We start from the raw sequence: 21,152 nt of genomic DNA, 5'->3' as shown, positions 1-21,152 counted from the left end.
GGCCTTGAATTACCAGGCCGCGCGTCTCCGGGTCCACCCAGACAGTCGGGCAGTTCTCCCCGTTGGTGTGGGGGCCTTGGCGATGAACACCAGCTCCATGCCAGCCTGCTGACGGCGAACACTTCCACGGTCCTCTGTGTGGACACCTCACAGCATGCAGGCGAACCATCACCCTGTCAGCCGCATCGCGTTGGCCTACACGGGCATAGTGATCGCCTGGCAGTCCGACCCGTACGGCAAGATCACCAAGTACGCCTACGACGCCAACGGCAATGTCCTGACCAGCCCCCCCGCCCCGTACCGACACTTGGACCTACGACGGGGCAAACCGGGTCAACTCACACAAGGACGGCCGCGGCAACACCACCAGCCACGTCTGCAACAGCAGCAACCAGCTCACCTCCACCACCAACCCGGCGGTGGAAAGACCGGCTACGGCTTCGGCACCCTCGGGCTGCTGACCAGCGTCACCAACCCACGTGGCGGCGTCACGGCCTATGGCTACACCAGCGCCGCCGACCGGCTCTCCGCCACCACACCGCTCGGACCCTCGCGGACGAACCGGACCACCGGAGCGAGGTCGGCCGCCACGTACGCCCGCAGCTCCTCACCCACCGGCCCGGACAGCAGCTCGCCGAGGATCCCGAACGGTCCGGTCAGGCGGCCGCTCAACGCCCGGACACACACCCGGACCCGGGCCTCGTCCTCTGTCAGATGGTGGGCGGGGCGCCCGGCACGGACGCCACGGCCTCCCAACGACGATTCCCCTCCCCGGTCGCCCGCAGCGACAGGGCCGACCGGTCGGCCCTGTCGCCCCGCGACCACACCCACGTCACCGGGTCGGCCACCACCCGCTCCAGCTCGACGCCCTCCACCGCCGAGCTGTCCTCCTGGACAGACGTCGTACTGTCGGCCGCCCGGTCTCACGGGCCGGGCCGGGCGCGGGCGCGGTCAGGCCGGGGGACCCGAGTGCGGCCAGGCCGAAGCTGACAGGCCCCGTCAACGGGGGGAGGTGCGGCAGGACGCCGGATCCTTCACAACCATCTCGCAGAACGCCAGGCCCGCCCCAAGCTGAGTCGGGAGTTCGTTGCTCTGTCCGACCGGCAACCCCGCGCTCCGGTCGAACTGCTGCACCGCGGCACGGGCCGAGGCCCGGGCTGCGAGCGAGAAGCACTCCCCGCGCTCGAGAACGACCTCGGCCGCCGCCCGGACCCTGACCGGCCGCCCCGTGTCGTCCCGGTCCAGCTTCGACCACTCACCGAAGAAGTCCCCGACCACCCGCCTCGACTCCGTGCACGACGCTTCCGCCCCACCATTCGTCGAAGCCCCCACCACATAGCCGCCTCCGGCCAGCACCACGGCACCGGCCGCAGCCAAGGCGATCCCCCACGTTCGTCTCATGGACGGTCACCCTAGAGTGCCGATCCTCGCGGCCAAGAAGCGCCTCCAGGGCAAGCGGTCGCCAAGCACAGCAGCCGACCCAGCCGGTGGCCACGGCAGGCAGCCAGCAAGCACGGACGCGGGCGGGCGGCAAACGACAGCCGGAGCGGACGCAGGCAGCAGAGGCCAACAGCCGGAGCCGGACAGCAGCCTGACGATCCAGTCGCCAGGACCGGGCCGTTGCGGGCGGACAGGCGACCGGGGAGGCTGCCGCTCACTGAGCAGCGAACCGACCTGCTACGGCAGAGGCGGCCACCCAGCGGTCCGGACGACCGCTCCAGAAGGTCCCGACGCAACCAGGCTGTGCGGGGCGAACGACCAGACACGACAGCGACGGAGACTCCCCCAGCCCGGCACCCGGGCCTGCTCACCGGCAGTCCGGGTGCGCGGCGGGCAAGCCAGTCGAGCCGGGACGGGTCCGGAGAGCCACCGCGGACAGCACCGCCACAACCGTCGGACGGGGCAAGGCAAAGAAGCACCGCCCACGAACGGACCAACAACGAAGAGCTCTGCGGCGACATGTCTACTGTGCTGATGTGCTAATCCGTGGAATTGTTTCAGTGGCCGCAGCAGCCCTGGCCGTGCTGGCGCTGGCCGGCTGCGGCTCAGGTGGCAGCACTCCCGGCCCCACCCCGAGCAGCAAACCCGCAGCCACCCCGACGACGCCTCCGGCCAGCAGCACTGCCATGGCATCCTCTCCCCCCGCCACGCCGACAGCCGTGCGCAGCAGCACCGCCGCGAGCGTTCCAGCGGCCCCTGGTACTGCGATCACCGCCGAGCCATCGGCCCCCAGCCGCACCGCCACCACAGCGCCGTCCAGCCGTACGCCCACCAGTAGTGGGAGCGGGAGCGGTGCATGCTCCATCACCACCAACGCGGGAAACTGCTACAAAACCGGCGAGTACTGCCGTAAGAGCGACATCGACCGTTCCACCACCGACGCCCACGGCCAACCCATCACCTGCACCCGCGAAGGCGTCAACGGCTCGCAACCTCACTGGCGCTGACCACGCTCCCGACCCGACCCGAGCGAGACGAGAACGCACAGCTGCACGCAGACAGGAAGATCCGATCCGGAACCTGGAGTACCGGCCTGACGACCCGTGACCCGTCCCGACGTGGTCTGCTGCGCGCAGGTCTGACCGCGCGAGACTCGTGACACGGCTTCCGGGTCGCTCCTCGACGACCGCTGAGGTCACGGGGAGGTACAGCTCCGGGGATCCGGCGAGTGGCCGATGTGGAATCCTGGGCCGATGCGGCCGATCGGCTCGGGGCCTGCGGGCGGGCGACGGCGGTGGCTGGGCGAGCGGTTCACTGGCCGGATTCCTGGCATCGTGGGAGAGCCGGCTCGGTGCCTATCTCGAACGCCGGTCGGCAATTCCCGGCATCCCACCATCGAACCCGTGAACTGGGCTTCGGTCGCCCGGCAGTTCAGCGCTGCCCGCGTCTGCGAGTGACTCCGTCCCCGCCCGGAGGGCCCCGCCCGACGCGCAGGGACGGCCAGGGCCGGACGGTCAAGATCACCCGGCAAACGGTCAGATCCACCTGCCGCAGGACACCGGCCCGTCCCAGCCAACTCCGACCGGCGCCGTCTGCACAGTGGCGGATGAGCCAGGCCGCGTACGCTCAGCACCGTGCCCCGCCATCCGACGAAGCCCCGCCGCCTGGTCGCCGACGGGCACGTCTACCTGTGGACCCTCGGCCACAGTCACCGCCCGGCGGAGAACGGCTCCGCCTCGGGCTGCCGCGAGACTCTCACGCTCTACCCGCAACCGGCCGGCAGCGGCGGCCCGTTGCGCATCGTCTTCGACGAAGGCCCTGGCCGGTACGTCCCGGGCGGCTTCCCCCTGGGATCGGGGGACGTGGGCTCCACCCACGGCGGCGCCCTGAACCTGCACGAACCGGGCACCGTCCGAGCCCTGCTCGATGCGGCGGTCTCCTGCGGTTGGCAGCCGCAGCACCCATCTGCCGTGGAGCTCGACGGCTGGCCTCTCCTGGAAGCGGTGGTCGCCGCACGAGCCCAGGCCGGCCCACGGCATCCGGTCGATTTCCACTGACGCCGTACCCGCCCCCAAGGCAGCCTCGCCGGTCACCTTGCCGAGGGACGCCAGGCCGCCGTCCCTCACCCCTGCGTCCCCCCGGCAAGGGGTCACCCACGGCTGGGTAAAGCTTTCCCCTGACGATGGATCAACCTGCTTCCATCACTGGGGAATGCGACAAGTGGTCGATACGATCCGCACCTGACAATCCGCCAGGACATCTCAGGGGGGATCGCTCCATGACCACCGATCACATCCACCGGCGCACCGGCCTGCGCGCCGTGGCAGCCGTGTCGCTGCTGGCCGGCACGCTGGCCGTCGGCATTCCGTCCGCACAGGCGGAGCCCGTCCCGAACGGCCGGGCCACCCTGGAGGGCACCGCCCCCGAATGGACCGGCAGCGCCACCGACACCGGGGCCACGGCCGGATCCACCCAGGTCGGTGCCCGCGTGTACCTCGCCGGCCGGGACGCCCAGGGGCTGACCGCCTACGCGACCGCGGTCTCCGACCCGGCCTCGCCCTCGTACGGCAAGTACCTGACGCCCCAGCAGGCCGAGGAGCGCTTCGGTGCGAGCCCGCAGCAGATCGCGGCGGTCACCGCGTGGCTGAAGTCGGCCGGTCTGAGCGTCACCGGCGACGGCCGGCACTACCTCGCGGTCACCGGTGACGCCGCGGCCGTGCAGAAGGCGTTCGCCACGCCGCTGCACGACTACCGCAAGGACGGCCGCACCTTCCACGCCCCCGCGCACGCCGCCTCCGCCCCGCGCGAACTGGCCGACGCCGTGCTCACCGTCACCGGCCTGGACAACGCGCCGCACCGCGCCGAGCCGAAGGACACCCTGCCGGGCCCCGGCGCCGGCTTCCGCAACGCCGGGCCGTTCTCCACCTACTACGGCTCGAACACCGCCGGCACGCTGCCGGACGCGTACGGCGCGAAGATCCCGTACGCCGTCCACGGGTACACCGGCACCCAGCTGCGCGCCGCCTACGGTGCGGGCAAGTACACCGGCCAGGGCGTGACCGTCGCGATCACCGACGCCTACGCCTCGCCGACCATGGCGGCCGACGCGGCCGCGTACGCCAAGCGCAACGGCGACCAGGCCTACCGCAAGGGCCAGTACACCGAGGTGCTGCCCGCCTCCTACAACAGCGTGGAGGACTGCGGCGCCTCCGGCTGGTACGGCGAGGAGTCCCTCGACGTCGAGGCGGTGCACGCGCTCGCCCCGGACGCGAACATCGTGTACGTCGCCGGTGCCTCCTGCAACGACCCCGACCTGCTCGACGCCCTCAACAAGATCGTCGACAGCCGGCTCGCCGACATCGTCTCCAACTCCTGGGGCGACATCGAGGCCAACCAGACCTCGGACACCGCGGCCGCCTACGACCGCACCTTCAAACTGGGCGCGATCGAGGGCATCGGCTTCTACTTCTCCTCCGGCGACGACGGCGACGAGGTCGCCAACACCGGCAAGAAGCAGGTCGACATCCCCGCCAGCTCGGCCTGGGTGACCGCCGTCGGTGGCACCTCGCTGGCCGTCGGCAAGGGTGACCGGTACCAGTTCGAGACCGGCTGGGGCACGCAGAAGGCGACCCTCTCCGCCGACGGCAAGAGCTGGACCGACTTCCCGGGCACCTTCACCGGCGGCGCGGGCGGCGGCACCAGTGCCACCGTCAAGCAGCCCTTCTACCAGCGCGGGGTCGTGCCCGACTCGTTGGCGAAGGCCAACGGCCCGACCCGGATGCGCACCATCCCCGACATCGCCGCGGTCGCCGACCCCAACACCGGCTTCCTGGTCGGCCAGACCCAGTCCTGGCCCGACGGCACCGTCTCCTACGACGAGTACCGGATCGGCGGCACCTCGCTGGCCGCCCCGGTGATCGCGGGCGTCCAGGCACTGGCGCAGCAGGCCCGGCACTTCCCGATCGGCTTCGCCAATCCGGGGATCTACGCCCGCTACGACTCGCCGCTCTACCACGACGTGACCGACCGGCCGCTCGGCGCCAACCGTGAACTCGCGGTCGCCCGCGTCGACTTCGTCAACACCGTGGACGCCACCGACGGCCTGCGCACCTCGGTACGCAGCCTCGGCAAGGACAGCTCGCTGCACGCGGTCCGCGGCTACGACGACGTCACCGGCGTCGGCACGCCCGCCCCGGGCTACGTCGCCTCGTACGGGAGCCTGTTCCACTGAGTCGGAGCCACTGAGCCAGAGTCACTGCGCCGGAGCCACGGCCGGCCCCGGGACCCTCGGGGCCGGCCGTGGCTCGCCCGCTCGACGCCCTGCCGGAGCGAGCTCCCCCACGCCCCCGCTCCTGCGGGTCGGAGCGGAGCCTCCGGGGCCGACGCGCCCCCGCCCCCGCCGCCGGAACGGCCGACGGGGGCGGGGGCGGTCTGTACGGCCTTTCAGCCGCACCCGTGGCTCAGGTGCGGCGGGCGGGCTACCAGCGGAAGGTCTCCCAGGCGCCGCGCTCGGTGGCGCGAGAGCGCAGCTTGGCGTACCCGTCGCCGGAGTAGGCGAGTTCGGCGGAGACGTAGCCCAGGTTGGCGTCGGCGAAGAAGTACGTGTTGCCGGAGCCGGGCGTGTTGGGTGTGTAGAACCTCTCCCACGGACCGATCTCGGTGGCGCGGGCCCGCAGTTCCGCGTAGTCGGACCCGCCGTAGGCGATCTCCGCCGAGACGAAGTCACCGTTGGCCTCGGACCACAGGATCGTCTCTCCGGTGCTCCGGTTCCGGCAGAGCCCGAACAGCTCCCACGGACCGACCGCCGTGCCGCGGGCCCGGAGTTCGCCGTAGCGCGCTCCCGCGTATCCGAGTTCGGCGGAGACGAACCTGTCGTTCGCTCCCATGATCACGATGTTGTCGTAGCAGTCGACGGCGACGAGCGACCGGGTCGCTCCCAGGGCCGACGCCGCCGCCTGGCGTGCGGGGCCGGCCGACGGGGCGCTCGCCGACGCCGTACCGGTCAGGGTGAGCGGAAGGGTGGCGGCCAGGCCGATGAGGAGTGTCTTCCAGAGCTTCAAGGCTGGGTGTCCTTTCGGAGGAACGGGTGACGTCGGTTCAGTGCTGTGGTGATGTGCTCGGACACGTCCCGGCGCGGCGGAGGTGAGCAGCCGTCAGGCTGCTCCTCACGACGGTCGGGTGGGCCCTGACGCACCGCTGGTCGCGGCCCCCACCCCCGTGGGAGGCCGTGAGCGGTCCGCGGTGTTCGGTACCGGTGCCGGCCGGGCCGGGGCGGCCGAATCGCGGTGGGCCCGTCAACGTTCGCGGGTCATCAGGGCTCCTGCGTCCGTTGGACGGAAACAGCCTGGACTGTGGCTGCGGCACCATGTCTAATCGGCCCAGGGTTTGTCCGGCAGGGGCCTGGGGGCCGGACAGACAACCGTGGTCAATGGGGGGATTGGCGTGGGGCGTCCCGAGAAGCCGCTGGACCCGGACGGTGGTCGGATAGCACTCCTGGCGGCCGGTCTGCGCGAGCTGCGGGAGCGGGCGGGGCGCCCGGGCTACCGGCTGATGGCCCAGCGCGTCCACTTCTCCGCCAGCACCCTCGCCGAGGCGGCCAAGGGACAGCGGCTGCCGTCGCTGGAGGTCACGCTGGCGTACGTGGCGGCCTGCGGCGGCGACGAGGCGGAGTGGCGGACCCGATGGGAGTCGGCGGCCGACGCCGGAGGCGTGCTGGTGCGCGAGAGTCCCGCGCCGCCGTGTCCGTACCAGGGCCTGGCGGCGTTCCAGCCCGAGGACGCCCCGTGGTTCTTCGGCCGGGCGCAGATGGCCGAGCGGCTGCGCGAGCGGGTCGAACGGCTGCCCCTGGTAGGACTGTTCGGGGCGTCCGGCAGCGGGAAGTCCTCGCTGCTGCGGGCCGGACTGGTCGGTGCGCTGGAGGCGGACCAGGCGGCTGCGAGCCGCTGGCGGACCGTCCTGATGACCCCGACGGCGCAGCCGCTGCGAGAGTTGTCCGACCGGCTGGCGAAGTTGTCCGACGGCGATGCCACCCACCTGTTCGAGGAGTTGACGGCCGATCCGGCCGCCCTGGACCTCGCGGTGCGGGGCGTTCTGGCGGCCGGGCCCGCCGAGACCCGACTGCTGCTGGTGGTCGACCAGTTCGAGGAGGTCTTCACGCTCTGCGCGGACGAGCGGGAGGCGTGCCGGTTCGTCGACGCCCTGCTGGACGCGGCCCACGGCCCGGGCCGGCGGACCACGGTCGTCCTGGGCGTGCGGGCCGACTTCCTGGGCCGGATCACCCGGCACCCCGGGCTGACCGAGGCGCTGCGGGACGAGGCCCAGCTCCTGCTGGGGCCACCGTCGCAGGGCGAGCTGCGGGAGATCGTGGTGCAGCCGGCCGCGCGGGCCGGCCTGCGGCTGGATCCGGAGCTGGCGGCGGTCGTCCTGGCGGACGCGGCGGAACAGCCGGGCTCCCTGCCGCTGGTCTCGCACGCGCTGCTGGAGACCTGGCGCCGGCGCACCGACGAGGAGCTCACGGCGGCCGCCTACCGGGCCTGCGGCGGTGTGCGCGGTGCCCTGGCGCAGACGGCGGAGGAGGTGTACCAGCGGCTCGGTCGGCAGCAGGATCTCGCCCGGCGGATCCTCCTCCGGCTGGCCGTGCTCGGCGACGGCTCCGAGGACACCCGTCGGCCGATCACCCGGTCCGAACTGCACGGTCTGGCCCCTGACCCGGCGCTCGCCGAGGTGTTGGACCTGCTGGCCGGGGCGCGGCTGGTCGTGCTGGACGGGGATCGCGTCCAGCTGGCGCACGAGGCGCTGATCCGGGCCTGGCCCCGGCTGCACCGTTGGCTCACCGACGACCGGGCGAGCCTGCTGGTGCACCGCCGGCTGACCGACGCCGCCCAGCACTGGCAGGCCCTCGACCGCGATCCCGGGGCGCTCTACCGGGGCACCCAACTGCAGACCGCACGGGCCTGGGCCGCGGAGCACCCGGGCGAGGTCAACCGGTGGGAGGCCGACTTCCTGCGGGCGGGTGGCGACCTGGCGGCGGCCGAGCTGGGGGCGGTGCGCCGGCGGACCCGCCTGTTGCAGCGGCTGGTCGCCTGTACTGCGGTGCTGCTGGTGCTGGCGCTGCTCGGCGGCGGTGTGGCGCTCAACGAGCGGCACACCGCGGAGCAGCGTCAGACGGCGGCTCTGGCCGGGGAGTTGGCCCTGAAGTCCCGCTCGCTGCTGTCGAGCGACCCCGCCCTGGCGGGTCTGCTGGCCGTGACGGCCGCCCGGATGCACCCCGACGCCGAGACCCGGGGCGCCGTGCTGAGCGCCGCCGCCGCGATGCCCCACCGCACCGAGTTCGGCACCCCCGGGGTGCCCGTGTACAGCGTCGACTTCGCCCCGGACCGCACCCTGCTCGCCTCGGGCGGGGTGGCCGGATCGGTGTCCCTGTGGGACCCGGTGACCGGCACCCTGGTGGCCGAACTCGCGGGCGGCCAGGGCGTGGTGCAGCAGGTGCGGTTCAGCGGGGACGGCCGGCTGCTGGCCTCGGCCGGGGTCGACGGCACGTCCGGGTCGGTGATCGTCTGGGACGTGGCGCAGCGCCGCCAGGTCGTCCGATTGGTGGAGGAGGGCGCGGGCCGGGGCATGGCGTTCAGCTCGGACGGGCACCTGGTGGCGGTCGGCGCGGCAGGCGGCTCGATCGCGCTGCACGACCTCTCCACCGGTGCGCGGACGGTCCTGGCGGCGGGTCAGGCCCAGGTCACCTCGCTGGCCTTCAGTCCGGACGGGGGTCTGCTGGCCTCGGTCTCCGGCGCCGACGGGCCGCTGGTGTGGGAGGTCGGTACGGGCCGGCGGATCGCCCAACTCTCCGCCGCCCGCTCGGATTCGGTGGCCTTCGGGACGACCGGCCGAATCCTGGCGGCCTCGGCCGACGACCACGGCCTGAGCCTGTGGGACCTGAGCGGCCCGGCCCCGGTGGCGATCGCGCCGCCCGCCCTGGCCGATGCGTACGCCTGGACACCCTCCGCCCCCGCGGGCGACCGGATCGCGGTCGCCGACGAGACCGGCACGGTGCACCTCTGGGACTTCCGGCGTGGTGTGGCGCTCGGCTCCTACCGGGACCGGGGGCGCAGCGAGACGGTGGCGGTGGCGCTCAGCCGGGACGCGGGCATGCTCGCCTCCGCCGGCTACAACGGCACCGTCGTGGTGCACGACCTGGCGGCCGAACCGTTCGGCGGTTTCAGTGCCGAGGTGACCGATGTCCGGACCAGCCCGGACGGTGCCACGGTCGCCACCGCCGGAAGCGACGGCGCGGTACGGCTCTGGACCCGGGACGGCAGGCCGACGGGAGTGCTGGACGGTCCGGGGGACGAGGTGGCGGCGGTGGCCTTCAGCTCCGATGGACGGCTGCTGGCCGCAGTGACCCGCAACCGTCTGGTCACCCTGTGGGACGTCGCCCGGCGCCTTCGGGTCGGCGAGCCGCTGGGGCCGTTCGGTTTCGGTTCCGCCACCGGCATCGCCTTCGCGCCCGACGGGAAGCTGTTGGTGGTGGCGGCGCTGGGGCTGTTCGCCTGGGACGTCGGTGCCCCGGCCGCCCCGGTGGACGTCACCGCCCGGTTCGCCTCGCGCCTCGCCACCTCGGTGGTCTTCACCCCCTCGGGTGAGCGGCTGCTGGGTGTCGGGCCGTCAGGGAAGCTGGCCGGCTGGGACCCGGCCTCGGGGGCGTTGCTGAGCCGTGACGACACCGGTCAGGGAGCCGTTCAGGCGCTGGCGCTCAGCCCGGACGGCAGCGTGCTGGCCACCTCCGGCGACGGTCGCACGGTGGCGTTGCGCGACGGCCGGACAGGTCGGCAGACCGCGCTGCTGAAGGGCCACGCCTCGGCCGTCCAGACGCTGGCCTTCAGCCGGGACGGGCGCCTGCTCGCCTCGGCGGGCGACGACGGAAGCGTGCTGGTGTGGGATGTCGCGGCACGGCGCAGGCTGGCCACCCTCACCGGCCACACCGCCCGGATCCGGGCGCTCGCCTTCACCGACGACGGCGCGCTGCTCTCCGGCGCGGAGGACGGCCGGGTGGTCCGCTGGCCGCTCGACCCCGACCGCGCGGCGAGTGACCTCTGCCGGGGCGCGGGCAGCGGCCTGAGCGCGGAACAGTGGGGCGACTACCTGCCGTCGCTGGAGTATCGGGGTACCTGCCGCTGAGCCGCGCTGGGTCCGCGACCGTGAACGACCCGCCGCGGCACCGCGCGACGTCACCGGAGTACACCGGCCGGGTGGACGGACGGGCACCGCGCACCAAGAATTCGGGCACGATCCGCCTCCCTCCGACCGATCCGTCCCCCGTCGGCGTGTATACAGACGATACTGATCAACCGTCACCCGGAACACGCGCTCACAGGCGTCCCGGCTGCACCTCCGTACCGAGATGAGACACCGATGCACCACCACTCACCCGCCGTCAGCCGCCGCACCGTGATCGGCACCGTCGGCGCCACCGCGGCCGCCGTCGCCCTCACTCCCCTGGCCTCCGCCGCGGCCGCCCCCTCGTCCGGGACGGCCCCAGCGGCCGGGCCGCGGATCACCGAGGTCCCGCAGACCCGGGCCCGCTCGGCCACCGGTGCGGCGGCCACCGCGGTACGGACCGCGTTCCCGATCGGGTACGTCGGGGTCAGCTGGACCGGCTCCCAGCGCGGTGCGGAGATCCGTCTGCACGGCACCGACGGGAATCCCGGCGCCTGGCGCCGGTTGGTGACGGGCTGCGCGGCCGGCCCGGACGGGGTCGCCACGGACCCGGCGCGCACCGCCACCGCGCTGATCGCCGCGGCCGGCGCGACCGGCTACGACCTGCGGCTGCCGGACGGCGCCACCGATGTCCGCTCCGCCGCGATCGACACCCGGCAGGGCCCGGTCCGCAGGGTCGCCGTGGCCGCCACCGCACCGGGCACCTTCGGCGGCATCGAGTACCTCACCCGCGCCGCCTGGGGCGCGGACGAATCCAAGCGGTTCAAGAACGGGACCGAGAACACCCCGACCGCGTTCTACCCGCTGCAGACGCTGACCGTCCATCACAGCGCCGGCGTCAACGCCGACCCCGACCCGGCCGCCACCGTCCGCGCGATCTACGACTACCACGCCATCACCCTGGACTGGGGCGACATCGGCTACCACTTCCTGATCGACGAGGCGGGCCGGATCTACGAGGGCCGCTACTCGGGCACCGACCCGTTGCCCGCGCACGACAGCACCGGCAAGCTGGTCACCGCCTTCCACAGCGCCGGCTACAACTCCGGCAACCTCGGCATCTGCCTGCTCGGCACCCTCACCGGCCGGCTGGCCACCGAGGCGGCCCGCCAGTCGCTCACCGCGCTGCTCGCCGAGTTGTCGCGCCGGCACAACCTCGCCCCCGAGGCGGACCTCACCTACGTGAACCCGATCAACGGTGTCACCAAGGCGGTCAAGACCATCAGCGGCCACCGCGACTGGCTGGCCACCGACTGCCCCGGCGCCAAGATGTACGACGCCCTCCCGGCGCTCCGCACCGATGTCGCCAGGATCGTGAGCGAGACCGGCTGAGCCACCCCGCCAACTCGGCGCACGCGCCCGGGTGGTGCCGGCACGCCACCAGGACCACCCGGGCCTCCTCATGATTCGCGCAAGACCCTTCCCGTGACGAACGATCTCTGACAGAGTCGTCCGCTGTCCGGGACGGGGCTCACGGGGGAACGCTCGAGTTCGTACTGCGCAGCCTGCGAGCAGAGCAACTGCCGCTCGCCACTGCGGTGCTGACCACGGGCACTGTGCTCGCGCAAGCGGACTCGACGGTCCCGGCCACCGACCTGCACCGCACGGAGGAACCATGAGCGCCCGTCGGACCGTCGAGCCGGAGACCCCGGAGCAGCCGGGCCCCAGGGTGCGGCGGCAGGCCCCCGCCGGAGCACCCTGGATCCGCACCCGGCTGCGCGCCATGCCGGCCGCCGCCCTGCTGACCGCCCTGCTCGCGCTGGTCACCACCTTCCTGGCCGCCGCCATCCCGCTGACCGGGGACCGGGGCGCCGACCGGGCGCTGCGCGGCTACCTGGCCGACGCCGGGCTCGACTCCACCGGCCTGCACGCCAGTGCGCGCAGCCAGACCGGGAACGAGATCGGCGGTCTCGACTCCGTCGCCAAGCTGCTCACCGAACGGATCGGCACCCGGCTGCCGCTCGACCCGGACGGCCTGGTGTACGGCACGGCGAGCGCCCGCTGGACGAGCCTCGCCACCCCGGGACTGGCCGCCCCGGACGGGGTCCCCCCGCAGCTCTCCCTGATGTACCTGCACGATGCCCCGGCCCACGTACGGCTGACGGAGGGTCAGTGGCCGACCGGCCGGCTGCCGGAGGGCGAGCCGTACCCCGTGGTGCTCTCCGAGGAGAGCGCCAGGACCCTGGGCGCCCACCTCGGCCAGGTGCTGGACGAAGGCCCGGACCCGAAGAACCCCCGGCCGCCCCAACGGGTCAGGGTGACCGGCCTCTTCACCGCCGATCCGAAGGACCCGTTCTGGATCGGCCACGGCTGCGCGCTGACTGCCTGCCAGCGGTTCACACCGCTGCGGCCACCGGACCGCTACTGGCAGGCCGCCGCACTGGTCAGCCCCGAGTACGTCCGGACGGTGGCCGCCTGGGGACAGGGCGGCCAGGACTTCTGGCGGCTGCCGGTCGACACCCGGAGGCTGCGGGCCGACCGGCTCGCGGACACCTCCGCCGCGCTGGCCACCGTCACCTCCGGACCGGTCGCCGCCGCCCTGGCCACCGAGAGCCGACGCCCCGACCTGCGGTTGCAGTCCCAACTGCGCACCCTGATCGACCAGGCCAGGGACCGGCAGGCCGCCGCCACCACGCTGACCTCGGTCGGCCCCGCCGGAGCCGCCGGCGTGGCCGCCGTGGTGCTCTGCCTGGCCGCCGCACTGGCGGCCGACCGCCGGATCACCGAGCTGCGGCTGCTCCGGGCCCGCGGCGCCGGTGCGAGCTGGCTGGCCCGTCGGCTGCTCGCCGAGGGCCTCCTCACCGTGCTGCCCGCCGCTGCGGTCGGCACCGCCACCGCCCTGCTGCTGTTCCCGACCTACCGTCACACCACCGCCCTGGTCGCCGCGGTGGCGGTCACCGTGCTCGCCTGGCTGGCCTTCCCGGTCCGGGCGGTGCTCGCCCTGCGGCCGCCCAAGGCCGCCACCCGCCGCCGTCTGACGGCCGAACTCGTCGTCCTGGCCGCCACCGTGGCCGCCGTGACGCAGGCCCGCCGCCGGGGCGTGACCCCGGTCGGCGAGGGCATCGACCCACTGCTGGTGGCCGCCCCGCTGCTGCTCGCCCTGACCGGAGCGGTACTGCTGGCCCGGCTCCAGCCGCTGCTGGTCGGACTGCCGGCCCGCTGGTCCGCCCGCCGCTCGGGCGCGGTGACCTTCCTCGGACTGACCCGCGCCGCCCGGGGCGGCCCCGGCGGACGGCCCTCGGTCCTGCTGCTGCTCGCCCTGCTGCTCGCGGTCGGCTGCGCCGCCTTCGGCTCCACCGCACTGGCCGGGGTGACCGCCGAGCGCGCCGCCGCCGCCCGCTACCGGGTCGGCGGGGACGCCGTCGTCCGGTCCACCGCGCCGGGCACCCTCCCGGCCGGCTTCGCGGAGGCTGCCGCCCTGCTGCCCGGTGTCCGCACGTCCCTCCCGCTCCGCACGGACGACGACCTGACCCTCACCTCGGAGAACGGCGGCTGGACCCAGGTCCATCTGGTGGCCGCCGAGCCCGAGCCGTACGCCGAGGTGGCCAGGACCGCCGGGCGCGGCACCTTCGACCCGGCCCTGCTCGGGCCTGCCAAGAACGACCTGGTGCCCGCCCTGGTCAGCCCCGACCTGGCGCAGGGCGACTACCGCCTCTACCTGCCCACCGGAATGGTGCGGATCCACACCGTCGGCACCGTCACCGCCAGCCCGGCGGCGTTCGGCACCACGGTCCCGACCGTGCAGATCGCCTTCGCCGACACCATCGGCCCGCCGAACACCTGGATGGCCACCGGCCCGGTCGACGAGTCCGCCCTGCGCGCGCTGGCCGAACGGAGCTTCCCCACCGTCGACGCCCCCGACCTGCCCGAGGCCAAGGCACCCGGCTTCAGCCTCCACACCAGCACCGAGGCGGAACGCGAGCTCGGCGAGGAGCCGCTCCGGCAGGCCGCCGAGCGGACCTTCTGGGCCGCAGTCGCCACCACCGCTCTCTACGCGGTGCTCGCCGTGCTGCTCACCCTGGTCCGGGCCGCACCCGAACGGGCCGCCCTGCTCGCCCGACTGCGCACCATGGGCCTGAGGCCGCGTCAGGGGATGGCCATGGTCCTCGCCGAATCGCTCCCGCCGGTGCTGCTCGCCGCAGCCGGCGGGGCCGGGGTCGCAATGGTCGCCGTCCTGCTGCTCGGCCCAGCCGTGGACCTCTCCCCCCTGGTCGGCACCGCCGTCGAGCCCGGCCTGCGCCTGCTCCCCGGCCCGATCACCACCCAGGCCCTCGGCCTGGCCGTCCTGGCCGTCCTCGCAGTCCTGGCCGAAACCGCCGTCACCGCCCGACGCCAGATCACCACCGAACTGAGAGCAGGTGACCGCTGAACCATCACCGCACCCGCGCCCTGGTCACCGGACGGCTGCAGAGCCGACCTCGGCCGGTGGTTCTGGCAACGGCCAGGCCGGGTCCGGCGTCCGGGTGGGCCGGCCGCCGAGGAACGGCCCCCGGCGGTCGTCGCGCACGGCGACCGCCCCACCCGGGAGCAGACGGGGCCCTAGGCTTCCCTCGTCACCCGGACCGTCGGCAGACCCAACCTGAGGAGCGCGCACCGTGTTCGACCCCGCACCGGAGCACCCGTACCCCGATGCCCACCGACCGGACGAGGCGCCCGCCCCGCACCCGCTCCTGCAACCGGTGCTCGGACTCCTGGGAACCTGGCGCGGCCGGGGACGCGGCGGATACCCGACGCTCGACGCCGGGTTCAGCTACGCGCAGGAGGTCACCTTCAGCCACGACGGCCGGCCCTTCCTCCACTACGAGACCCGGGCATGGCTGCTCGACGCCGACGACGCACCGCTGCGCCCGTCGGCCCGGGAGAGCGGCTGGTGGCGGCTCCAGCCCGACGGCCGGGTCGAGGCACTGATCACCCAGCCCACCGGCATCGCGGAGATCCTGGTCGGCCGGGCGGACGGCACCGCCGTCGACCTCGCCACCCACGAGGTCGCGCTCGCGCCCACCGCCAAGGAGGTCAGCGCCACCCGTCGCCGCTACACCCTGGCCGACGACGGCACGCTCACCTTCGTCCACGACCTCGCGGCGGTCGGCCAGGCACTCCAGCACCACCTCTCGGCGCAGCTGTGGCACCAGGACCGGAGCCTGTCCCCCGAATGAGGCGGGCCACCGCACCTGCGGACGCACCGGACGCCGAACTGGTGAAGCGTCAGCGGCCACCGACCGCGGTGCGGGCCCTCAGCGGCGCCGCGCCCGGGGCAGGCGGGCCGGCCGACCTGCCCGGCCCCGGGGCGGCACGGGTACGCACCGGCGCCAGTACGTGAAAATCCGGTCCAGTTTGAGTGCGACGTCCGGCGCCGGCCGCCCGTACGCGATGAACGGATGCGGCAGCGTCAGGGCCGAGCGGCCGATCCGGTCGACGACGATGCGCTGGTAGCGGTAGTCAGAGCGATAGTTGTCGGAGCGCCACTTGATGGACCGGATGTCCTGAACGTCCTCCCAGGGGCAGAAGTGCACCGGGATGAAAGCCTGTTGGACCCTCAGCCCCGCCGGGCTCAACGTCACCCGCCCGCCGAAGCTGACCAGCAGCGGCACCCCCGCACTCGGCACCCCCGCCATCAGCGCCGCGGCAACCGGACTCGCCGGGAACTGCGCCGACGCCACCGCGACGGCGAAAGCGCCCAGCGCCGACGAGATCAGCACCGCGCGAAGCCGCCACTCGACCGGCAACCCGAAGACCACCTTGTCCACCCCGTTGTCCACAGCCACCGACGGTACGCCCACCGAACGCACCGGTACAGGAGTTTGCAGCGAGCCCAGCTCGCCCGTCACGTCCTTGAAGCGAGGCCGGGCGGCAGGTGGCGTACGGCCATCGCCACGACCTCGCCTGCCGTGGCGAATCGGTTCGGAGCGCAAACCATCGCCTCACAGCAGACGGCGAACTCGTCGTGGCAGAGCTCGATCGCCGTCGCCACGAGGTTCGTGGAACCCTGGCTGTCATGACCCAGGCCGCCGTCGACCAGGCGCGGCGTCTCGTCCGTGACCGTTTCCCCGCTGCGCTCGCTGCGCTCCTTGCCGGGTCGACCGCCGATCCCCCGCACCGAGACGATCGGTTGCTCACGGGAGAAAGGTCACCCCCGGAAAGGCCGCGGACGGCCCGTCGAGCAGGTGCCCGCGCCGGTGGCGCAGGTGCTCGTCGAAGAACGCGAGCGGGTACGCCTGCTGGATCCTCACCGCCTGCTCGGGGTCGAGGGTGCCGATCACGTCCTGGAGTTGCTGCCCGCTCCATCCGAGCAGCTTCGCCACCTGGGCGAACAGCGCCTCGTTGTCGCCGTACGAGATGTGGGCGGCGCCTTCGGCCTGGATGTTCAGCCGCGGGCCCCGCAGGTGCGACCAGAACGCGGCGGCCTCGGGGTCCGTCGCCCGGGTGAACTCGGCGGACATCATCATGAACGGCCGGTCCAGGTCACCGGCCAGCGGCGGGTTCATCTGCATCGGGCCGTCGAGGCTCAGGCCGGCCAGGATGCGCTCGTCGGCGAGCGCGGCGCAGGCGGTGGCCGTCCCGCCCTTGGACCAGCCGAACGCGCCCATCCGGCGCGGGTCCAGGGAGCCGAGCAACCCGGTCGGCAGCTTCCGCCGGTCGACGTCCGGATTGCACCCGGCAGCGAGCTGCTCGACGCACCCCAGGACGAAACGCAGGTCGGCGGCGAAGTCACCGGGCAGCGTCGGCGCGTCGCGGTCGCGAAGCGGAACGGCGACCCGGCCGTCGGGGAACTCGGTGTAGGTGTCGTACTGGTGAGCCACCGTCACCACCGCGTACCCATGGCTGGCGAGCTCCTGCACCATGACGGTGTGGTCGCCCTGGTGGCTGTGCGCGCCGTGCGAGAACACCACGCCCGGCAACCGCCGACCCGACCGCAGCACCGGTGCGCCCACGTGGCCGGCGGTGAGCGGCGCCAGCGGGACCAGCGCGCCGAACCCCACGTCGGTGAGGAACGCCTGCAGGGCGCCGGCCGGCATCCACGGCGCCACCGGGTGCCGCCGGACGTCCTGCGCGGGGTACCAGACGGTGGCCATCAACTCGCGGAAGTGCCCGGTGCCCGCGATGGCGTCCGGGCGCGACCGGTCGACGAGATGCAGCTCGACCGTTCCGACGGGGTGCGGACCGGTGGGCGCCGGAAGCGTGAGCCGCGTCGCGGTGGGGGTGCCCGGCTCCGCCCACGCGGGGCCGGCGATCGAGGCGAGCGGCGCGGCAGCCAGCGCGGCTCCCAGCACCCGGCGGCGCGTCAGGCCCTTCCGGCGGATGAACGGCGTGGTGGTCATGGGCCCTCCCGTGGTCACGGATCGTCAACTGTGCCGCGACGGACGGTCCGTGGGCACAGGTGAACGCTGTCACGGGCCCCTCCCCTGCGGCATCGGCCCACGGGTTTACACCCGGGGGCGGATGCGGCCGACGGTGTCGTCCCCCACTACCCGCCGGTGGCGGGGACGCGCGCTCGGCTACCACCTCATGGGTACCGCCGCCCCGAATCCCGGCTCGCCGTCAGGCCCGTCGAGCTCCAAGGCCACCACGTACCGGACCGTCCCAGATTGCCGGCCACGGTTCACCACAGGTCAAGGATCATGCTCAGCTCATCCCGCGGCGGAGTTGGCCGCTGAGGACGGCAGCCAGATCGACCCGGCCGGCATGATCGGGTGGTCCTTTACGGGAGCCGCACCGTGACCCATGGGGTCACCTCCGGCACAACTTCCCATGCCGGAACACCGACTACGCGTGCTCGGCCGGCGCCGCAGAAGCACTTCGACCGGCTCACCGGTCTGCTGAGGCGCCGTCCGCTCCGGTCTGCCCGCACCGTGCACCGAGCACTTCCTCGGGCCCCACCGTGCCCGGCAACGCGCCCCGGCCAGAGTTGGAAGACGCTCTGCCCATCCGTAGGAACCCTCCCGTCCGGCACGGGGGTACCGGCGGGTACGGGTCACCTCGTGTCAGGACAGGACGGCGGCGGGCCGAAGGTCCGGCCCGGCGTGCGCTGGTGACCCCCGGTCAGCGGCGGCCGGTGGACAGGATGACGAGGAACTGGCCGCCGCCCGGCTCGATGTCGGCGGTCACCGGCAGTCCCGGTACCAGCCGGGAGAAACGGTCCACCAGCCAGTCCGCCGCAGCCTGGGCGTCCTTCCTGGTCGGGCAACGGCCCACCATCTCGCGGCCGCCCTTGCGCTCCAGCCTGCCGGCGACCGTGATCAGCGGCGCGGGCTCGACCACGTACAGGCGGTCCGGCCAGGCGATGACCACCTTGACCGCGCCCTTGCGGGTGTTGCACCCGCGGTGCGCGAGCCGCTCCGGGATCTTGGCCTTCCGGTCCGCGGTCCGGCTGTCCACGCTGGGCCCTCGTGGATCGTTCACCGACTCGTCCGGATCGACCGGTTCGTCGCACACCCAGCACAGCCAGCCATCACGCTCGGCCACATCATCAAGGAGACTCACCCGAGCAAACTAGCCTGCCCTGCCACCGCCGCGCACACCAGGGCCTGCGGGCTGGCGTCCCGGGGGGCTCGAAAACTGGTCTGTAACGTCCGGGCCACCCTGGGCCCTCTCTTACGGTGTACGGGACCACAAGGGGGGAAAACAATGGCCGGCAGTCGCGTAGCTGCAGAATCCAGGGATGCCGAGTTCCTGGAATTGACGGCTGGGCGGACTGCACAGCTGTACCGATCGGCGTGCCTGCTGACCGGCGGTGACACCCACCTGGCGGAAGATCTGGTCCAGGACACCCTGGCTCGGATGTACACGATCTGGCGGCGGCAGAATTCCTGGCTGATGGGTCATACCCGGATCGAGGCCCCGGGCGCGTACGCGCACCGGGTCCTGGTCCGCACCTTCCTCGCCCACCGGAAGCGCCGTTCCAGCGCTGAGCTCCCGGTCGGGGAGCTGCCGGAGACCCGGGCCCAGGGCCAGGACAGCGCGCTCCGACTGACGCTGCTGAACGCGCTCGCGCAACTCCCGCCGCACGACCGCGCGGTGCTGGTGCTCCGGCACTGGGAGGACCGCAGTATCGAGGAGACCGCCGAGGTGATGAGGACAAGTCCGGGCGCGGTGCGCACCAGGACGACCCGCGCGCTGGCCAAGCTGCGCCTGCTGCTCGGCGACTCGCTCGCCGAGCTGGCGGCCCGCTGACCCCGCCCGTTCCGCTCCGTACCGCTCCGCCCGTTCCGCTCCGACGACGACCATGACGACAGTGATGAGGCATTCGCGTGTCCAGTGACAGCAAGTTCGAAGAGGATCTGACGTACGCCCTGTCGCGGACCGCAGAGGCGTTCCGCACCGAGACGACGCGGCTGGACATGGTCGGCCTCGAACGCGGCCGCCGTGCCTGGCGGCACCGCCGCACCACCATGACGGCGGCCGGTGCGACCACCCTGGCCCTGGTCGGCGGGAGCGTCTACCTCATGGCCGGGATCGCGCCGACCGGCAGTGCCGCCACTGCGGCCTCCGACCGGTCGGCCAGCCCCTCACCGGCCGGCCTGGGTCGGGCTTCGGGCCCGGCGCCGGTCTCCAGCGCACGCATGCTGACGGCCCTGCAGGCGGCCCTGCCCGCAGGCTCGTTCAGCAACCCCGAGGGGCTCGAGGACGCCGACGTCCCGATCCCCGGCGCGATGCTCAGCGCGCGCTTCGACGACGGGCACGGCCTCGGCGTGGTGTCGGTGCGGGTGGAGCGCTGGGCCCAGCAGTTGACGGCCGGAGCCCAGGAGGTCAGGTGCCCGGATCCGGGGCTCCGGGCGTACGACTCCTGCGAGACCAGCACCCTCGCCGACGGCTCGGTCCTGACCCTGTTCCAAGGGCCGGAGTACCCCGACGGCCGGCTGGACACCAAGCGGTGGGCAGCCACGCTGTCGGGCCGGGACGGCCGGCTGGTCGAGCTCTCCGAGTGGAACTCGTCCGCGTCGAAGGGCTCCCCTAGCACCCGCCCCACTCCCCCGCTGACTCCCGCTCAACTGACCAGCGCCGTGACCTCGCACGTGTGGGACGCCGTCCTGGCCGACCTCCCCGTGACCGAAGCGCAGCAGACCCGCCCGGCCGCTTTCCCCACCGCAGAGATCGTCGCCACCGCAGCCCGCCTCCTCCCGCGCGGGCTCACACCGGCCACCGTGGGCGCGAGCGAGGACGGCTACGCCGGCTTCACCGTCGACGACGGGAAGGGCGCGAGCCTGGTGGAGATCAACGTCCAGGACTGGAGCCGCAGCATCACCACCATCTCGGGCCGGTACTCGACCGGGGAGACCCTGCCGGACGGCACCAGGCTGCTGACCAGCCAGGAGGGCTCCGACCCCGGCCACTGGACGGTCGAGGCACTGCGTCCGAACGGCCTGCGGGTCGTGGTGTCGGTGTACAACAGCGCCGGACTGCACCAGCCCGCGAGCCGGACGACCCGGGCACTGACCACCGAACAGCTGAAGGCGATCGCCACCAGCCCCGAGTGGAAGCTGTCGGGCTGACCGCGCGTCCCC

14 protein-coding genes and 1 pseudogene are annotated in these 21,152 nt (G+C 73.4%); 9 read left to right on the top strand and 6 right to left on the bottom strand.

The window, feature by feature from the left end:
* Positions 1-154: 154 nt before the first annotated feature.
* Positions 155-502: pseudogene (locus tag ACIRPK_RS22355) on the top strand (hypothetical protein); the annotation flags it as partial.
* Here ACIRPK_RS22355 and ACIRPK_RS22350 read toward each other — a convergent pair.
* On the bottom strand, positions 502-672 hold the full coding sequence (locus tag ACIRPK_RS22350; protein ID WP_403041091.1) for a hypothetical protein: 171 nt from the start codon (positions 670-672) through the stop codon (positions 502-504). The pseudogene ACIRPK_RS22355 and the gene ACIRPK_RS22350 overlap by 1 nt on opposite strands.
* A gap of 2,402 nt (positions 673-3,074) precedes the next feature.
* On the opposite strand from ACIRPK_RS22350, the gene ACIRPK_RS22345 reads away from it, so the two are divergent.
* Entirely contained in the window at positions 3,075-3,497 is a 423-nt protein-coding gene (locus ACIRPK_RS22345) for a hypothetical protein (protein WP_403041029.1), read from the top strand.
* A gap of 221 nt (positions 3,498-3,718) precedes the next feature.
* Positions 3,719-5,671: a protease pro-enzyme activation domain-containing protein gene (locus ACIRPK_RS22340; RefSeq protein WP_403041028.1), complete on the top strand. Its 1,953-nt coding sequence runs from the start codon at positions 3,719-3,721 to the stop codon at positions 5,669-5,671.
* A gap of 247 nt (positions 5,672-5,918) precedes the next feature.
* On the opposite strand, the gene ACIRPK_RS22335 is transcribed toward ACIRPK_RS22340, so the two are convergent.
* Complete coding sequence (locus ACIRPK_RS22335) at positions 5,919-6,500, bottom strand: fascin domain-containing protein (protein ID WP_403041027.1); 582 nt, start codon at positions 6,498-6,500, stop codon at positions 5,919-5,921.
* A gap of 382 nt (positions 6,501-6,882) precedes the next feature.
* On the opposite strand from ACIRPK_RS22335, the gene ACIRPK_RS22330 reads away from it, so the two are divergent.
* The 4 genes from ACIRPK_RS22330 (at position 6,883) to ACIRPK_RS22315 (ending at position 15,806) form a co-directional block, all read left to right on the top strand.
* Positions 6,883-10,611: an XRE family transcriptional regulator gene (locus tag ACIRPK_RS22330; protein ID WP_403041026.1), complete on the top strand. Its 3,729-nt coding sequence runs from the start codon at positions 6,883-6,885 to the stop codon at positions 10,609-10,611.
* A 234-nt stretch (positions 10,612-10,845) separates the two neighbouring features.
* Entirely contained in the window at positions 10,846-11,982 is a 1,137-nt protein-coding gene (locus ACIRPK_RS22325; protein ID WP_403041025.1) for a peptidoglycan recognition family protein, read from the top strand.
* Positions 11,983-12,265: 283 nt separating this feature from the next.
* Positions 12,266-15,019 carry an FtsX-like permease family protein gene (locus ACIRPK_RS22320; RefSeq protein WP_403041024.1) on the top strand — a complete coding sequence of 918 codons (2,754 nt, stop codon included), beginning with the start codon at positions 12,266-12,268 and terminating at the stop codon, positions 15,017-15,019.
* A gap of 226 nt (positions 15,020-15,245) precedes the next feature.
* Entirely contained in the window at positions 15,246-15,806 is a 561-nt protein-coding gene (locus tag ACIRPK_RS22315; protein WP_403041023.1) for an FABP family protein, read from the top strand.
* 78 nt (positions 15,807-15,884) lie between these two features.
* Here ACIRPK_RS22315 and ACIRPK_RS22310 read toward each other — a convergent pair whose 3' ends face one another.
* From ACIRPK_RS22310 to ACIRPK_RS22295, 4 genes are all read right to left on the bottom strand, one after another.
* Positions 15,885-16,478: a hypothetical protein gene (locus tag ACIRPK_RS22310; protein ID WP_403041022.1), complete on the bottom strand. Its 594-nt coding sequence runs from the start codon at positions 16,476-16,478 to the stop codon at positions 15,885-15,887.
* Positions 16,475-16,747, bottom strand: coding sequence for a hypothetical protein (locus ACIRPK_RS22305; protein ID WP_403041021.1), 273 nt, complete (start codon positions 16,745-16,747; stop codon positions 16,475-16,477). The genes ACIRPK_RS22310 and ACIRPK_RS22305 overlap by 4 nt, the downstream gene beginning before the upstream one ends.
* Positions 16,748-16,763: 16 nt before the next feature.
* On the bottom strand, positions 16,764-17,969 hold the full coding sequence (locus ACIRPK_RS22300) for an alpha/beta hydrolase family protein (protein WP_403041020.1): 1,206 nt from the start codon (positions 17,967-17,969) through the stop codon (positions 16,764-16,766).
* Between the two features lie 721 nt (positions 17,970-18,690).
* Positions 18,691-19,131, bottom strand: a complete 441-nt coding sequence (locus ACIRPK_RS22295) for a hypothetical protein (RefSeq protein WP_403041019.1) — start codon at positions 19,129-19,131, stop codon at positions 18,691-18,693.
* A gap of 144 nt (positions 19,132-19,275) precedes the next feature.
* Here ACIRPK_RS22295 and ACIRPK_RS22290 point away from each other — a divergent pair, with 144 nt between their 5' ends.
* Both ACIRPK_RS22290 and ACIRPK_RS22285 read left to right on the top strand, forming a co-directional pair.
* On the top strand, positions 19,276-19,821 hold the full coding sequence (locus ACIRPK_RS22290; RefSeq protein WP_403041018.1) for a SigE family RNA polymerase sigma factor: 546 nt from the start codon (positions 19,276-19,278) through the stop codon (positions 19,819-19,821).
* A gap of 77 nt (positions 19,822-19,898) precedes the next feature.
* On the top strand, positions 19,899-21,140 hold the full coding sequence (locus ACIRPK_RS22285; RefSeq protein WP_403041017.1) for a hypothetical protein: 1,242 nt from the start codon (positions 19,899-19,901) through the stop codon (positions 21,138-21,140).
* Positions 21,141-21,152: the final 12 nt, after the last annotated feature.

The organism is Kitasatospora sp. NPDC101801 (genome assembly GCF_044766665.1).
Lineage (GTDB): Bacteria > Actinomycetota > Actinomycetes > Streptomycetales > Streptomycetaceae > Kitasatospora.
Note: the sequence above shows the minus strand (reverse complement) of the source record. Positions and strands in the feature narration are given on the sequence as shown.

Excerpts from the sequence above, each read along its gene's own strand:
- ACIRPK_RS22340 (WP_403041028.1), top strand. The coding sequence starts at position 3,719 with ATGACCACCGATCACATCCACCGGCGCACCGGCCTGCGCGCCGTGGCA.
- ACIRPK_RS22320 (WP_403041024.1), top strand. The coding sequence starts at position 12,266 with ATGAGCGCCCGTCGGACCGTCGAGCCGGAGACCCCGGAGCAGCCGGGC.
- ACIRPK_RS22290 (WP_403041018.1), top strand. The coding sequence starts at position 19,276 with ATGGCCGGCAGTCGCGTAGCTGCAGAATCCAGGGATGCCGAGTTCCTG.
- ACIRPK_RS22325 (WP_403041025.1), top strand. The coding sequence starts at position 10,846 with ATGCACCACCACTCACCCGCCGTCAGCCGCCGCACCGTGATCGGCACC.
- ACIRPK_RS22300 (WP_403041020.1), bottom strand. The coding sequence starts at position 17,969 with ATGACCACCACGCCGTTCATCCGCCGGAAGGGCCTGACGCGCCGCCGG.